This is a genomic window from Achromobacter dolens (genome assembly GCF_902859745.1).
GTDB lineage: Bacteria > Pseudomonadota > Gammaproteobacteria > Burkholderiales > Burkholderiaceae_B > Achromobacter > Achromobacter dolens.
This window is the reverse complement of sequence record NZ_CADIJW010000004.1, coordinates 160,551-175,471: the sequence shown is the minus strand read 5'-3', so window position 1 is coordinate 175,471 and position 14,921 is coordinate 160,551. Positions and strand designations below refer to the sequence as shown.

Here is a 14,921-nt window from a genome sequence, read left to right as displayed (position 1 = left end):
TGGACACGGGTCTGCGGCGGATGGCCGTCAAGTCCGCCGCAAGTTCACGTTGTTTGTAATAGCTGCATATAGGGAAGAGAGAGCCTAATGTCGAGTAACACCGTCGCCCAGTTCGCTACCGAGCTGAAAATGCCTGCCAATGTGCTGCTGGAACAGCTGCGCTCGGCTGGCGTTGACCTCAAATCGGTGGACGATTCCGTCACCGACAGCGACAAGGCGAAATTGCTCGAATCGCTGCGTCGCGCCCACGGCGCGACCGAAGGCAAGAAGATCACCCTGACGCGCCGCCAGACCTCCGAGATCCGCCAGGCAGATGCCACCGGCCGCTCGCGCACCATCCAGGTCGAGGTTCGCAAGAAGCGCGTGTTCGTCAAGCGTGATCCCTCCGAAATCGCCCTGGAGCAGGCCGCCAGCGCCCGCGCTGAGGAAGAATCGTCCGTCGAGGAAGCACAGCCGGTGTCCGCACCCGTCGTGCCCGAAGCGGCCAAGCCGGCCGAACCGCGCGAAGCCACGCCCGTCCAGGCGCCGGCTCCTGCCCCGGTGCAAGAGCCCGCTGCTGTCGAAGCGCCCGCACCGGTAGAAGCGGCCGCGCCTGTTGAACCCGTCGCGGCCGAAGTGCCCGCCCCCGTTGCGGCTCCCGCCGCCGAAGTCCAGGCCCAGCCTGAACCGGAACCGACGCCGGCGCCTGCTCCTGCCGAGCCCGTGGCCGAAGAGGCCAAGCCCGAAGTCAAGACTGAATCCACCGAGCCCAAGGCTGAAGAAGCCAAGCCGGAACCCGTTGTGCTAGCCAATAAGTCCGAACCATCGTCCTCTCAGGCCGCCGCGCCTGTCGCCCAGGTGCCGCCTGCCGCGAAGTCTGAACCCGTGAAATCCGCCGCCAAGCCGGTCGAGTCCGCTGCGCCCGCCGCCAAGGTCGGGAATCGCGCCGACAACCGCCGCGCCGGCCCGCCGCTCGCCGCCTCCGCCACCGGCGCTGGCCGCGACGAGGCCCGCCGTGCCGCCGAGGCCGAAGCCGCCGCCCTGCGCGAGATGCTGAACCGTCCGCGCAAGGTGCTGCGCGCTCCCGAACCGGAAGCGCCCGCCGCCGCGGCCGCCCCGATTTCGGGCACGCTGCACAAGCCGGCGGGCAAGGGCGCTGCCGCGCCTGGCGCCAAGAAGGATGCCAAGCCCGCCGCGCCCGGCACCAAGAAGACCATCAAGACCGCCGAAGTCGCTTCGACGTGGTCGGATGACGCGTCGCGCAAGAAGCCGGCCGACAAGCCGGCGGCGCCGGCCAGCCGCGACGGCTGGCGTGCCGGCGGCAAGGGCGGTGGCAAGAGTGGCGGCCGTGGTGGCCGCAACCAGCAGAACGACCGCCGCAACGAGCCCGCGCCGCAGGAATTCATCGCGCGTGAAGTGCACGTGCCGGAAACCATCAGCGTGGCCGACCTGGCCCACAAGATGTCCGTCAAGGCTGCCGAGGTCATCAAGCAATTGATGAAGCTGGGCCAGATGGTCACCATCAACCAGGTGCTGGACCAGGAAACCGCGATGATCGTGGTCGAGGAACTGGGCCACGTGGCGATCGCCGCCAAGCTCGACGACCCGGAAGCCTTCCTGGACGAAACCGCGAGCGTGTCGGAAGCCGAACAACTGCCGCGCGCCCCGGTCGTGACCGTGATGGGCCACGTCGACCACGGCAAGACCTCGCTGCTGGACTACATCCGCCGCGCCAAGGTCGCCGCGGGCGAAGCCGGCGGCATTACGCAGCACATCGGCGCCTACCATGTGGAAACCGAGCGTGGCATGGTGACCTTCCTGGATACCCCGGGCCACGAGGCGTTCACCGCCATGCGTGCCCGTGGCGCCAAGGCCACCGACATCGTCATCCTGGTCTGCGCGGCCGACGACGGCGTGATGCCGCAGACGCGTGAAGCCATCCACCATGCCAAGGCCGCGGGCGTGCCGATGGTGGTGGCCATGACCAAGATCGACAAGCCCAGCGCCAACCCCGAGCGCGTCAAGCAGGAACTGGTCGCCGAGGAAGTGGTGCCGGAAGAATACGGCGGCGATGTGCCGTTCGTGCCGGTGTCGGCCAAGACCGGCGAGGGCATCGACGCGCTGCTCGAGAACGTGCTGCTGCAAGCCGAACTGCTGGAACTGAAGGCGCCGGTCGACGCGCCCGCCAAGGGCCTGGTGATCGAAGCCCGCCTGGACAAGGGCCGCGGCCCGGTCGCGACCATCCTGGTCCAGAGCGGCACGCTGAACCGTGGCGACGTGGTGCTGGCTGGCGCCAGCTTCGGCCGCGTGCGCGCCATGCTCGACGAGAACGGCAAGCCGATCCAGGCCGCCGGTCCGTCGATCCCGGTGGAAATCCAGGGCCTGACCGAAGTGCCGGCCGCCGGCGACGAACTGATGGTGCTGTCCGACGAGCGCAAGGCGCGCGAAATCGCGCTGTTCCGCCAGGGCAAGTTCCGCGACGTCAAGCTGGCCCGCCAGCAGGCCGCCAAGCTGGAATCGATGTTCGACAACCTGGGCGAAGGCACCCAGACCCTGGCGCTGATCGTCAAGACCGACGTCCAGGGTTCGCAGGAAGCGCTGGTGCAGTCGCTGACCAAGCTGTCGACCGACGAAGTGCGCGTGCAAGTGGTGCACGCGGCCGTGGGCGGCATCTCGGAAAGCGACATCAACCTGGCGATCGCCTCGAACGCCGTGGTGATCGGCTTCAACGTCCGCGCCGAAGCCAGCGCCAAGAAGCTGGCCGAGACCAACGGCATCGACGTGCGCTACTACAACATCATCTACGACGCCGTGGACGAAGTGAAGGCAGCCATGTCGGGCATGTTGGCGCCCGAGAAGAAGGAAGAAGTCATCGGCCTGGTCGAGATCCGCGAGGTCTACAGCATCTCCCGCATCGGCAACATCGCCGGTTGCATGGTGCTCGACGGCCTGGTGCGTCGCGATTCGCAGGTCCGCCTGCTGCGCAACAACGTGGTCCAGTGGACCGGCCAGCTCGATTCGCTGCGCCGCTTCAAGGACGACGTCAAGGAAGTCAAGTCGGGCTTCGATTGCGGTCTTACGCTGCGCGGCAACAACGACATCCAGGTGGGCGACCAACTGGAAGTCTTTGAAATCAAGGAAATCGCGCGTACGCTGTAAGGCGTCGCGAGGCATTGCTTCTAATGAGCCGTCACAAGTCCAAAGCCATCCCCGGTCGCAATCTGCGACTGGCCGACCAGATCCAGAAGGATCTGGCCGGGATCATCCAGCGCGAGATCGACACGACCCGCGCTGGCTTGATCACGCTCTCCGGTGTGGAACTGTCGACCGACTACGCGCATGCCAAGGTGTATTTCACGGTCCTGGGCGCCGAGCCCGAGGCCGCGACCGCCTTGCTGAACGAGAAGGCCGGCTGGCTGCACTCGCAGCTGTACAAGCTGCTGCACATTCATACTGTCCCCACTTTGCGCTTCTTCCACGACGAGCAGATTGCCCGTGGTATCGAAATGTCGATCCTCATCGACCGCGCAAACCGGCCCGGCCCGCACTCGGGCGTGCCCGACGAACCTGAAGACCAGTCCTGATCGGGCTGTCGTCACTGCTTTAATTTCCGGATTCCGACGATGGCTAAACGACGCGGGCTTGCGCTCGACGGTGTGCTGTTGCTCGACAAACCCGTAGGTTTGTCGAGCAACCACGCCTTGCAACGCGCCAAGCGTGCCATGGACGCGGCGAAAGCCGGCCATACCGGCACCCTCGACCCCTTCGCCACCGGCCTGCTGGTGTGCTGCATGGGCCGGGCAACCAAGATTTCCGGCGCGATGCTTGACGCCGACAAGGCTTATCGCGCTACGCTGCAATTTGGCGAGGAAACCGATTCCGGCGACCTGACCGGCAACGTGGTGGCTACCGCCGCGCCCGGCTTCGTGGTCGAGGAACAGGCGCTGCGCGATGCGCTGTCACGTTTCTCGGGCACGATCGAGCAGATTCCGCCCATGTATTCGGCGCTCAAGCGCGACGGCAAGCCGTTGTACGAATACGCGCGGGCCGGCATCGAGCTGGAACGCCCGCCGCGGCAGATTACGATTTACCGCATCGAGCTGCTGTCCCTGAACGGGACGCAGGCAGAGATCGATGTGGCTTGCAGTAAAGGCACATACATCCGGACGCTGGCCCAGGACATCGGGCGCGCGCTGGGCTGTTACGCCCACCTGGCGGCGCTGCGGCGCACGCACGTCGGGCCATTTTCTCTGGAACGCGCCGTTGCGCTGGATGCCTTGCAGGCGATGCCAGACCCCAAGCAGGCATTGCTTGCACTGAACGAATTGCCGGCGGGCTTGCTGCCCGCCACCACCTTAAAGGACTCGCTATGACTCGCGCCTTGCGCAACGTCGCCATCATCGCCCACGTGGACCACGGTAAAACCACCCTGGTCGACCAGCTGCTGCGCCAATCCGGCACCTTCCGCGAAAACCAGGCGCTGACCGAACGGGTCATGGACTCGAACGACCTGGAAAAAGAACGCGGCATCACGATTCTGGCCAAGAACTGTGCCGTTGAATACGAAGGCACGCACATCAACATCGTCGACACCCCGGGGCACGCGGACTTCGGTGGCGAAGTCGAGCGCGTGCTGTCGATGGTCGACGGCGTGCTGCTGCTGGTCGATGCCGTCGAAGGCCCGATGCCGCAGACCATCTTCGTGACCCGCAAGGCGCTGGCCCTGGGCCTCAAGCCCATCGTGGTGGTCAACAAGGTCGACCGTCCGGGCGCCCGCACCGACTTCGTCATCAACGCCACCTTCGACCTGTTCGACAAGCTGGGCGCGACCGACGAGCAACTGGACTTCCCGGTGGTGTACGCCTCGGGCCTGTCCGGCTACGCCGGCCTGACCCCGGACGTGCGCGAAGGCGACATGCGCCCCCTGTTCGAAGCCATCCTGCAGCACGTGCCGCAGCGCGACGACGATCCCAACGGCCCGCTGCAGATGCAGATCATCTCGCTGGACTACAACAGCTACGTCGGCAAGATCGGCGTGGGCCGCATCAACCGCGGCCGCATGCGTCCCGGCATGGAAGTGGCCTACAAGTTCGGTCCCGAGGGCCAGGGCGGCCGCGGCCGCATCAACCAGGTGCTGAAGTTCCACGGCCTGGAGCGCATCGTGGTGGATGAAGCCGAAGCCGGCGACATCGTGCTGATCAACGGTATCGAAGACCTGGGCATCGGCTGCACCGTGACCGACCCCGTGACGCAGGACGTGCTGCCGATGCTGCGCATCGACGAGCCGACGCTGACCATGAACTTCATGGTCAACACCTCGCCGCTGGCGGGCCGTGAAGGCAAGTTCGTCACCAGCCGCCAACTGCGCGACCGCCTGGACCGCGAGCTGAAGTCGAACGTGGCGCTGCGCGTGCGCGACACCGGCGACGACACCGTGTTCGAAGTGTCGGGCCGCGGCGAACTGCACCTGACCATCCTGCTGGAAACGATGCGCCGCGAAGGCTACGAGCTGGCGGTGTCGCGTCCGCGCGTGGTGTTCAAGGAAGTCGACGGCGTCAAGTGCGAGCCGTTCGAGTCGCTGACCATCGACGTCGAAGACGCCCACCAGGGCGGCGTGATGGAAGAGCTGGGCCGCCGCAAGGGCGATCTGCAGGACATGCAGCCGGACGGCCGTGGCCGCACCCGCCTGGAATACCTGATCCCCGCCCGCGGCTTGATCGGTTTCCAGAACGAGTTCCTGACGCTGACGCGCGGCACCGGCCTGATGAGCCACATCTTCCACGAATACGCGCCCATCAAGGAAGGCTCGATCGGCGAGCGCCGCAACGGCGTGCTGATCAGCCAGGACAACGGCGACGCCGTGGCCTACGCGCTGTGGAAGCTGCAGGATCGCGGCCGCATGTTCGTGAACCCGGGCGATGCGCTGTACGAAGGCATGATCATTGGCATCCACAGCCGTGACAACGACCTGGTCGTGAACCCGATCAAGGGCAAGCAGCTGACCAACGTGCGCGCCTCGGGCACCGACGAAGCGGTGCGCCTGGTGCCGCCGATCCAGATGTCGCTGGAATACGCCGTGGAATTCATCGACGACGACGAGTTGGTCGAAATCACGCCCAAGTCGATCCGTCTGCGCAAGCGCTACCTGCAGGAAAACGAGCGCAAGCGCGCCGCGCGCGAATCCGCCGTGTAAGGCGGGGCGGGGTTCAGGCCCCGCGCGCCTGGCAATCGGAAAGCCGCACACCCTTCGGGGTGCGCGGCTTTTTTTCATTCGTGGCCGCGGGCTTGCCGGTGGCGCTGTTCAAGCGGTCGACGGCGTACACGCTGCCGACCAGGCGGCGCAGCGGCGGCCGCCCGTGCGCCGGCACGCGGCATCAGGCGTGCTGGTGCCGGTATTCCTGCGTCTTGCCGCCATAGCCATAGGCCGCCGCGCGCGCGTCGATCACGTGCACGTAGGAGCATTCGTGCAGCTCGCCAAGGATCTCGCCGAAGGCTGCGTAGATTTCCTGGATGAAGCGGGCTTTCTCGGCCTTGGTGTTGGTCTCGTCGGTGACGCTGATGTCCAGGTGGAAGGCGTTCCTGCCCAGTTCCGACAGCGGGCGCGCGCCGATGAACCATTGGTCGTGGGGGATGTGCTGCAGCGTGATGGCGATGACGGGCAGCTTCTTGCCGAGCACCGACTGGGTCAGGCCGACGACCGAATCGACGAGGCGGCGGTTGCGGGCGGCGTCGGGCTGGCCGGAAACGTGGACGACGATGTGGGGCATGACAGGCTCCTTGGGTGAGGGGAATGGAGCCAGTGTAGGGACGGCATTGACATCGGAAAAGCGGGAATTTACGATTCCTTCCATCGTTTAAGCCGTTGGATAAGCCATGTCCGGGTTCGATCTCGACCAGTTGCGAACGTTGGTGGCCGTGCTGGATGCGGGCAGCCTGACGGCGGCCGCGCCCAAGGTGTTCCTGTCGCAGTCATCCGTCAGCGAGCAGATGCGCAAGCTGGAGGAACGGGCTGGCCAGCCGCTACTGATACGCGGCAAGTCTGGCGTGGTTGCCACCCCCGCCGGCGAACGGCTGCTGGCGCATGCGCGCGCCATCCTGGCGCTCAGCGACGAAGCCTACCGCGACCTGCGCGGCGTGGCGCTGCGTGGAGAGTTGCGGCTGTGCATCACCGACTACTTCCGGCCTGGCGACGTGGCGCGTCTGCTGCGTCGCCTGAACGAGCAGTATCCCCAGGTGCGCATGCACGTCACCATCATGAAAAGCGGCGCGATCGAGGCCGCTTACGAACGCGGCGAAGTCGATGTCGGCATCTCGATGGTGATCCTGGAGCGCGGCGCGTCGAAAGGGCGGGCGTTGGGACCCTTGCTGCGGCGTGAGTCGCTGCTGTGGATGGGGGCCGAGGGCGCGCCGGCGCCGCCGGAGCCGTTGCCGTTGCTGGCGCTGCCCGAGACCTGCGCGTTGCGCCAGTACGCCGAGCGGTTGCTGGCGCGGCGCGCCGTGCCCTACGCGGTGGCGCACGTGGCCTCGGGCGTCGCGGGGTTGCAACTGGCGATCGGTGCGGGGCTGGGCGTGGCCTGCCTGAACGAGTCGGCGCTGGCGCCAGGCATCGGCCGCCTGCAGGCGCCCGGCCTGCCGCCATTGCCCGACGTCGAATTCCGACTGTTGCCGGCGCGGCCGGGCGAAGATGCCTTTATCGGCCAGGCGCGCGAGGCGATCGAGCGGGCGCTGCGGTGAGCCAGTCTGGAGGCGGCGGTCAGGAGGCTGTTTGTTGCGGGGCGCGCATCAGCCAGTGCAGAAAGTCGCGGCCCGGACCCGCCTGTCCGACGATGGCGCCGATGGGCTGGAAGGCGCCCGGTGATTCGATCCGCACGCGCTGAAAGTGGCCATGTTGCAGATACCAGCCGGCCAGCGTCAGCGGCACCATGGCCAGCGCCTGCTGTGCCTGCATGACGGCGATCAGCAGTGGCATGGGCGGCGCGGCGCTGGCCAGGCGGCATAGCCGCGGGACTACGTCGGCGCGTTCGAAGAAAGCGGTGAAGACGGCGTGGATCGCCAGTTCCGGGCGGGGCTGGATCCAGAGCTGGGTGGCGACCTGCGCCAATGTCGGCGCGGTGTCGCTGGCGAGCAATGGATGGCCGGGCGTGGCGACGATGACGGCGTCATCCCGTTGCAGCGGCACGAAGTCCAGGCCGGTCGGCACCGCCTCCGGGCGCCGGCACAGCAGCATGTCCAGATTGCCCGCAGCCGCCAGCGGCAGCAACTGTTCGCGGCTGCCTTCCTGCAAGTCCACCTGCAGGCCCGGATGGGCGCGCATGTAGGCGGGCAGGTGTTGCGCCAGCAGCCCGCTGCTCGCTGCCGGGATGGCGCCCAAGCGCAGGCTGCCGGAGGCGCCGCCGCGCAGGGCCGCGACCGAGTCGGTCGAGGCGCGCAGCGAGGTGAGCATGCCGCGTGCGCAATCGGCCATCAATTGACCGCAGCGGGTGGCGCGCATGCCGCGCGCATGACGTTCGAACAGCTCCACACCCAGCAGGGATTCGATGTCCGCCAGGGCATGGGTGGCGGCCGGCTGGCTCATGCCGATCTGAGCGGCGGCCTGCTGCAGGCTGCCCAGTTCGGCAACCCCGGCCAGCAGTTGCAGGTGGCGCAGGCGTCCCTTGGCCAGCAGCCGGGCAAGCAGGGTGGCGGGGGCGACGTCCATGGGTGTGGAATTCCGGATCTTGATATTCAAAATTCGAATATATGGGTCCGTTAATGTATTTGAAATAAGGATATGCCCTGGCCAGAATGACGTGACGCCGGCTACCGGTTTCCACGCAAGGATTCGCCGTTCCATGAAGTCCCGTCTGTTGCATGCTTTCGTCTGCGCCGCACTGGTCGGCGTTTCGTTCCTGGCGCACGCGCAGGGCGTCTATCCCTCACAGCCGGTGCGCCTGATCGTGCCGTTCGCTCCCGGCGGTTCCACCGATGTCCTGGCGCGGGCGGTGGCCGATGGCCTGCGCAAGGAACTGGGCCAGAGCGTGGTGGTGGAGAACCGCGCCGGCGCCGGCGGCCTGATCGGCACCGAGGCGGTGGCGCGGGCCGAGCCCGATGGCTATACGCTGGGCATGGCCACCGTCAGCACCATGGCGGTCAATCCGCTGTTGTACGGTACGGCGCGCGTCGATCCGGCAAAGCAACTGACGGCGGTGGGTTCGGTGGCCAACGTGCCGGTGGTGTGGATGGTGAACCCGGCCTTTCCTGCGACGGATTTCGCACAGTTCCTGGCCGAATTGCGGGGACATCCCGGCAAGTATTCCTTCGGTTCGCCCGGCGTGGGATCGCTCGGTCACCTGAACCTGGCGGCCATGAATGCGGACCTCCAGGTAGAGGTGTTGCACGTGCCCTACCGGGGCATGGGCCCCGCATTGACGGCCGCCGTGGGCGGCGAGGTGCAGGTGCAGCAGGACCAGTACGCCTCGGCCCAGTCCTTGATCAAGGCCGGCAAGCTGCGTCCGATCGCGGTGGCCGCCCCCGCGCGATTGCCGGGCCTGCCGCAACTGCCGACGCTGGCCGAATTGGGCTACCCGCAATTGAATGCGCTGGGCCAGACCTGGTTCGGCCTGGTGGCGCCGGCGGGCACGCCCGACGCAGTGGTGCGGCGTCTCAATGACGCGGTGCGCCGGGCGCTGGCCGAGCCGGCGCTGGTGCAGCGGCTGGCCACCCTCGGCGCCGAGCCTGATACCGGCACGCCGCAGGAATTCACCCAGCGCATCGCGCAGACGCTGGCCGCCAATCGCAAAATCATTGAAACTGCCGCCATCAAGCTCGACGAATGACGTTTTGCCGCCGCCGGCGACGTACCGTGGCCGGCGCCCCCAGATCCTGTAGACCGCCACTGGAGACACGATGGGAGCCATCGATATTCTTGCCCCGTTCATCGACGCGCGCAGCGACCGCTACGCCGAGTTGAGCGACCGCATCTGGAGCCTGGCCGAATTGCGCTATGACGAGCACAAATCGGCCGAACTGCACATCGCCATGCTGGAAGAGGCCGGCTTTCGCGTTACCCGCGACGCGGCCGGCATTCCGACGGCGTTCGTCGCCGAGGCGGGCGCCGGCGGCCCGGTGATCGGCATCCTGGGCGAGTACGACGCCCTGTCGGGCCTGAGCCAGGAGAGCGGCGCCTATGCCTGCCAGCCGTCGCCGGAAACGCCCAATGGCAACGGCCACGGTTGCGGCCACCACCTGCTGGGCACGGCGGCGCATTTCGCCGCGGTGGCGGTCAAGGAGTTCCTGGAAAGCAACGGCCTGCCGGGCCGCATCCGCTTCTACGGCTGTCCGGCCGAGGAGGGCGGGTCGGGCAAGACCTTCATGGCGCGCGCCGGGCTGTTCGACGACCTGGACGCGGCGCTGACCTGGCATCCGGCCTCGCACACCGGCATCTTCCACCAGTCGTCGCTGGCCAATATCCAGGCCTATTTCCGCTTTCGGGGCGTGGCGGCTCACGCGGCCAATTCGCCGCACCTGGGCCGCAGCGCGCTGGACGCGGTGGAGCTGATGAACGTGGGCGTGAACTACCTGCGCGAGCACATGGTGCCGGACGCGCGGGTGCACTACGCGGTGACCAACAGCGGCGGCATCTCGCCCAACGTGGTTCAGGCCCGCGCCGAGGTGCTGTACCTGGTGCGCGCGCCGATCAATTCGCAGGCCGCCGAGCTGTACGAACGGGTCAAGAACGTGGCCCGCGGCGCGGCGCTGATGACCGGTTGCGAACTGGAGATCGTGTTCGACAAGGCCTGCTCCAACTACATTCCCAACGGCGTGCTGAACCAGGTCATGTACGCCAACATGCAGGCGCTGCAAGGCCCGGCCTACACAGAAGGCGAACAGCAGGCTGCGCGCCGCATGTGGGACGCGATTTCGGCCGACGACATCGACAACGCCGGCAAGAACCTGGGCGCGGTGCTGCGCAATCCGACGCCGCTGTTCAGCGGCGTCGCGCCTTACGAGCCCGGCAAGCATGAAATCAGCTATGGCTCGACCGACGTCGGCGACGTCAGTTGGGTGACGCCCACGGCACAGTGCTGGGGCGCCTGCTATGCCTACGGCACGCCATTCCATTCCTGGCAGATGGTGGCGCAGGGCAAGTTGTCGCTGGCGCACAAGGGCATGGTGCATGCGGCCAAGATCATCGCGGCCACGGCGGCGGATCTCTATCGGCAGCCCGGGACGCTGGCGCGCGCCAAGGAAGAGCTGTTGGAAATGCGCCGCGGCCAGCCGTATGTCTGCCCGATTCCGGCGGACGTGCTGCCGTCGTTCATGCGCAAGTAGGGGCGCGCGGGCGGCCGCGATTCGCGGCCGCCCGGCATTGCCGGGGGCGTCTTTCCCGGCCAGCGGCCGTCAGGCCGGCAGCGAGGGCGCGTATTGCGCTTCCGTGCTGACCTTCTGGTGGAACTCGACCACCTTGCGCACGACCTTGCGCGGATCGTCCTCGATGATGAAAAGATCCAGGTCATGCGCGCCGATCATGCCGTTGCCGAGCACCTGGCCCCCCAGCCATTCGACCAGGCCTGACCAGTATTCGCTGCCCACCAGCACGATGGGCGCGGGCGGGACTTTGCCGGTCTGGATCAGTGTCAACGCTTCGAAGAGCTCGTCCAGGGTGCCGAAGCCGCCCGGCATCGCCACGTAGGCGAAGCTGTGCATGAAAAAGGTGGCTTTGCGTGAAAAAAAGTACTCAAACGATAGACTGATGGTTTGATATTCGTTGTTGTGCGCTTCGTGCGGCAGGCTGATGTTCAGCCCGATGCTGGTGCCGCCGGTTTCGAACGCGCCCTTGTTGGCGGCTTCCATGATGCCGGGGCCGCCGCCCGCGATGACCGCAAATCCCGCCTCGGCCAGGGCGGCCGAGATTGCCACGGTGGTTTCGTAGTGGGGGGAGTTGCGGCTGACGCGCGCACTGCCAAAGACACTGACCGCCGGCCCGATGTTCGCGAGCTTTTCGGCCGCCGTCCGTATCTCTGACATAATCAGCGGAATTTGTTTTTCGGCGGGCGTCGCCGCAATTGTTGCCGCAGTTGTTGCCATATCTGCCTTTGTAACCATGAAAAAAACCTTATTGCTGGTCGACGGTTCAAGCTACTTGTACCGCGCTTTTCACGCTATGCCTGATTTGCGCAATGCGCAAGGCGAACCTACGGGTGCGCTGTACGGCGTGGTCAATATGTTGCGCAAGCTTGTATCCGACTATAAGGCAGAGTATGCCGCATGTATTTTCGATGCGCGTGGCAAGACCTTCCGGGACGATCTGTATCCGGAATACAAGTCGCACCGCCCGCCCATGCCGGAAGATCTGGCCGCCCAGATCGAGCCCATCCATCGCGCCGTGCGCGCGCTGGGCTGGCCGGTGCTGGCGATCGAGGGCGTCGAGGCCGATGACGTGATCGGCACGCTGGCCTGCCGCGCCGCCGAGCGCGGCGTGCACACGGTGGTGTCCACCGGCGACAAGGACCTGGCGCAGTTGGTCAACAGCCATGTCACGCTGGTCAATACCATGAGCGGCGAGGTGCTGGACGAGGCTGGCGTGGTCAACAAGTTCGGCGTGCCGCCGGACCGCATCGTCGATTACCTGATGCTGGTGGGCGACACCGTCGACAACGTGCCGGGCGTGACCAAGGTCGGCCCCAAGACGGCCGCCAAGTGGATCACCGAATTCGGCTCGATCGACAAGCTGGTCGAGGGCGCCGAGGGCATCAAGGGCGTGGCCGGCAGCAACCTGCGCGAAGCCATTCCCAACTTCCCGCTGACGCGCCAGCTTTTGACGGTGAAGTGCGACTGTGACCTGACCGGCCACGTCGACAGCGTCGACGACCTGACCCCGCGCGGCCGCGACGAAGCGACGCTGACGGAACTGTACGAGCGCTACGGTTTCCGCACCTGGCTGCGCGACCTGACTGGCGACGCCGAGCGCGTGCCGACGGGCGATGCAAGGGTGGCGGCCGAGGTGCCGGCCGCGCCGACGGAACTGGATTACCGCATCATCGCCGACTGGGCGGCGTTCGACGCCTGGATGGCGTTGGCGCAGGGCGCCGAGCTGGTGGCGCTGGACACCGAGACCACGTCGCTCGATGAGATGCAGGCCAAGTTGGTCGGCCTGTCGATGGCGGTGGCGCCGGGCGTGGCCTGCTATATCCCCGTTGCGCACCGCGGCCCGGACGGCGCGACGCAACTGCCCAAGGACGAGGTGCTGGCGCGCCTGCGTCCTTGGCTGGAAGACGCCTCGCGCCCCAAGCTATTGCACCACGCCAAGTACGATACGCACGTGTTCGCCAACGAAGGCATCCGCCTGGCGGGCATCGCCGAAGACACCATGCTGCAGGCGTATGTGCTGGAGTCGCATCGCGGCGTCGGCCTGAACGACCTGGCGCAGCGCTACCTGGGCCGCAGCGGCGTGTCGTACGAGGACCTGTGCGGCAAGGGCGCCAAGCAGATCGGTTTCGATGAAGTGGCGGTGGACAAGGCCGGCCACTATGCCGCCGAGGATGCCGACTTCACGCTGCAACTGCACCGGGTGCTGCGCCCGCAGGTGGCGGCCGATGCCGGGCTGGAGCGTATCTACCTGCTGGAGATGCAGGTGTCGGCGGTGCTGACCACGATCGAGCGCAATGGCGTCAAGGTCGACGCCGCTGAACTGGGCCGCCAGAGCCACAAGCTGGGCCAGGAAATGCTGCAGCTCGAGCAGAAGGCCTACGAACTGGCCGGGCAGCCCTTCAACCTGAATTCGCCCAAGCAACTGGGCGAGATCCTGTTCGGCCGCATGCAGTTGCCGGTGGTGCGCAAGACCGCGGGCGGCGCGCCGTCGACCGACGAGGAAGTGCTGAGCAAGCTGGCGCAGGACTATCCGCTGCCGCAGGTGCTGCTCGAGTACCGCGGGCTGTCCAAGCTCAAGTCCACCTACACGGACAAGCTGCCGCGCATGATCAACCCTGCCACCGGCCGCGTGCACACTCACTACTCGCAGGCTGCGGTCATCACGGGCCGCCTGGCTTCGTCCGATCCCAATCTGCAGAACATCCCCGTGCGCACCGAAGCCGGGCGCCGGGTGCGCGAGGCGTTCGTCGCCGAGCAGGGCCTGCTGCTGTCGGCCGACTATTCGCAGATCGAACTGCGCATCATGGCGCACGTGTCGGACGACGCCAATCTGCAGCGCGCCTTCGCCGCCGGCGAGGACATCCATCGTGCCACGGCCTCGGAAGTGTTCGGCGTGTCGCTGGCGGACGTGTCTTCCGAGCAGCGGCGCGCGGCCAAGGCCATCAACTTCGGCCTGATCTACGGCATGGGCGTGTTCGGCCTGGCGTCGAACCTGGGCATTACGCGCGACGCGGCGCAGGCCTATATCGACCGCTATTTCGCCCGCTATCCCGGCGTGGCGATGTACATGGAGAACACGCGCCGCGTGGCGCGCGAGCAGGGCTACGTCGAGACCGTGTTCGGGCGCCGCCTGCAACTGCCGGAGATCCGCGGCGCCTCGGGCCCGCGTCGGCAGGGCGCCGAGCGCGCGGCGATCAACGCGCCGATGCAGGGCACCGCGGCCGACCTGATCAAGATGGCCATGGTGGCGGTGCAGGACTGGCTCGAGGCCGAAAAGCTGCGGACGCGCATGATCATGCAGGTGCACGATGAACTGGTGCTGGAAGCGCCCGACTCGGAACTGGAGCTGGTCAAGGAAGCCCTGCCGCGGCTGATGTGCAACGTGGCCGAGCTGCGCGTGCCGCTGGTGGCCGAGGTGGGCGTAGGGAAGAACTGGGAACAGGCGCACTGACCCCCGGGACGAGCGGCGCGCTCGGGAAGCGCCGCTCGTCCCGGAGTCCCTCGTATCGGGCCGTTCGGGGCGCGCAGCGATCCGGCGGCCCATTTCCGCTTTTGTGGCTGCAACAATACAATGTTGCGCTTCCCCTGACCAT

The 14,921-nt window shown here is 66.8% G+C and carries 11 protein-coding genes; 8 read left to right on the top strand and 3 right to left on the bottom strand.

Features of this window, described 5'->3' with window-relative positions:
• The first annotated feature begins 87 nt into the window (after positions 1–87).
• From infB to typA, 4 genes are read left to right on the top strand one after another with little or no spacing between them, the layout of a single operon-like run.
• Positions 88–3,138, top strand: coding sequence for a translation initiation factor IF-2 (gene infB / locus HV783_RS05655; protein ID WP_144655022.1), 3,051 nt, complete (start codon positions 88–90; stop codon positions 3,136–3,138).
• A gap of 23 nt (positions 3,139–3,161) precedes the next feature.
• On the top strand, positions 3,162–3,563 hold the full coding sequence (gene rbfA / locus HV783_RS05650) for a 30S ribosome-binding factor RbfA (protein ID WP_006388333.1): 402 nt from the start codon (positions 3,162–3,164) through the stop codon (positions 3,561–3,563).
• A gap of 39 nt (positions 3,564–3,602) precedes the next feature.
• Entirely contained in the window at positions 3,603–4,352 is a 750-nt protein-coding gene (gene truB, locus HV783_RS05645; protein ID WP_006388334.1) for a tRNA pseudouridine(55) synthase TruB, read from the top strand.
• On the top strand, positions 4,349–6,172 hold the full coding sequence (gene typA / locus HV783_RS05640; RefSeq protein ID WP_006388335.1) for a translational GTPase TypA: 1,824 nt from the start codon (positions 4,349–4,351) through the stop codon (positions 6,170–6,172). The genes truB and typA overlap by 4 nt, the downstream gene beginning before the upstream one ends.
• 181 nt (positions 6,173–6,353) lie before the next feature.
• Here typA and HV783_RS05635 read toward each other — a convergent pair whose 3' ends face one another.
• On the bottom strand, positions 6,354–6,746 hold the full coding sequence (locus HV783_RS05635) for a tautomerase family protein (RefSeq protein ID WP_116792296.1): 393 nt from the start codon (positions 6,744–6,746) through the stop codon (positions 6,354–6,356).
• Between the two features lie 106 nt (positions 6,747–6,852).
• On the opposite strand from HV783_RS05635, the gene HV783_RS05630 reads away from it, so the two are divergent.
• A complete protein-coding gene (locus HV783_RS05630) occupies positions 6,853–7,713 on the top strand; it encodes a LysR family transcriptional regulator (RefSeq protein WP_054501412.1) in 861 nt (286 codons plus the stop codon).
• A gap of 19 nt (positions 7,714–7,732) precedes the next feature.
• Here HV783_RS05630 and HV783_RS05625 read toward each other — a convergent pair whose 3' ends face one another.
• Positions 7,733–8,677 carry a LysR family transcriptional regulator gene (locus tag HV783_RS05625; protein ID WP_175188797.1) on the bottom strand — a complete coding sequence of 315 codons (945 nt, stop codon included), beginning with the start codon at positions 8,675–8,677 and terminating at the stop codon, positions 7,733–7,735.
• A gap of 133 nt (positions 8,678–8,810) precedes the next feature.
• On the opposite strand from HV783_RS05625, the gene HV783_RS05620 reads away from it, so the two are divergent.
• Both HV783_RS05620 and HV783_RS05615 read left to right on the top strand, forming a co-directional pair.
• Positions 8,811–9,794 (top strand): Bug family tripartite tricarboxylate transporter substrate binding protein, encoded by a 984-nt coding sequence (locus tag HV783_RS05620; RefSeq protein ID WP_054501410.1) that lies wholly within the window; start codon positions 8,811–8,813, stop codon positions 9,792–9,794.
• Positions 9,795–9,864: 70 nt separating this feature from the next.
• Complete coding sequence (locus tag HV783_RS05615; protein ID WP_175188796.1) at positions 9,865–11,289, top strand: M20 family metallopeptidase; 1,425 nt, start codon at positions 9,865–9,867, stop codon at positions 11,287–11,289.
• A 69-nt stretch (positions 11,290–11,358) separates the two neighbouring features.
• On the opposite strand, the gene HV783_RS05610 is transcribed toward HV783_RS05615, so the two are convergent.
• Entirely contained in the window at positions 11,359–12,063 is a 705-nt protein-coding gene (locus HV783_RS05610) for an LOG family protein (RefSeq protein ID WP_445343850.1), read from the bottom strand.
• Here HV783_RS05610 and polA point away from each other — a divergent pair.
• Complete coding sequence (gene polA / locus HV783_RS05605; protein WP_144655025.1) at positions 12,062–14,779, top strand: DNA polymerase I; 2,718 nt, start codon at positions 12,062–12,064, stop codon at positions 14,777–14,779. The genes HV783_RS05610 and polA overlap by 2 nt on opposite strands.
• Positions 14,780–14,921 lie beyond the last annotated feature (142 nt).

Coding starts and splice junctions, on each gene's coding strand:
- HV783_RS05625 (WP_175188797.1), bottom strand. CDS start 8,677: ATGGACGTCGCCCCCGCCACCCTGCTTGCCCGGCTGCTGGCCAAGGGA.
- HV783_RS05630 (WP_054501412.1), top strand. CDS start 6,853: ATGTCCGGGTTCGATCTCGACCAGTTGCGAACGTTGGTGGCCGTGCTG.
- rbfA (WP_006388333.1), top strand. CDS start 3,162: ATGAGCCGTCACAAGTCCAAAGCCATCCCCGGTCGCAATCTGCGACTG.
- polA (WP_144655025.1), top strand. CDS start 12,062: ATGAAAAAAACCTTATTGCTGGTCGACGGTTCAAGCTACTTGTACCGC.
- infB (WP_144655022.1), top strand. CDS start 88: ATGTCGAGTAACACCGTCGCCCAGTTCGCTACCGAGCTGAAAATGCCT.
- HV783_RS05615 (WP_175188796.1), top strand. CDS start 9,865: ATGGGAGCCATCGATATTCTTGCCCCGTTCATCGACGCGCGCAGCGAC.
- truB (WP_006388334.1), top strand. CDS start 3,603: ATGGCTAAACGACGCGGGCTTGCGCTCGACGGTGTGCTGTTGCTCGAC.
- HV783_RS05635 (WP_116792296.1), bottom strand. CDS start 6,746: ATGCCCCACATCGTCGTCCACGTTTCCGGCCAGCCCGACGCCGCCCGC.
- typA (WP_006388335.1), top strand. CDS start 4,349: ATGACTCGCGCCTTGCGCAACGTCGCCATCATCGCCCACGTGGACCAC.
- HV783_RS05620 (WP_054501410.1), top strand. CDS start 8,811: ATGAAGTCCCGTCTGTTGCATGCTTTCGTCTGCGCCGCACTGGTCGGC.
- HV783_RS05610 (WP_445343850.1), bottom strand. CDS start 12,063: ATGGTTACAAAGGCAGATATGGCAACAACTGCGGCAACAATTGCGGCG.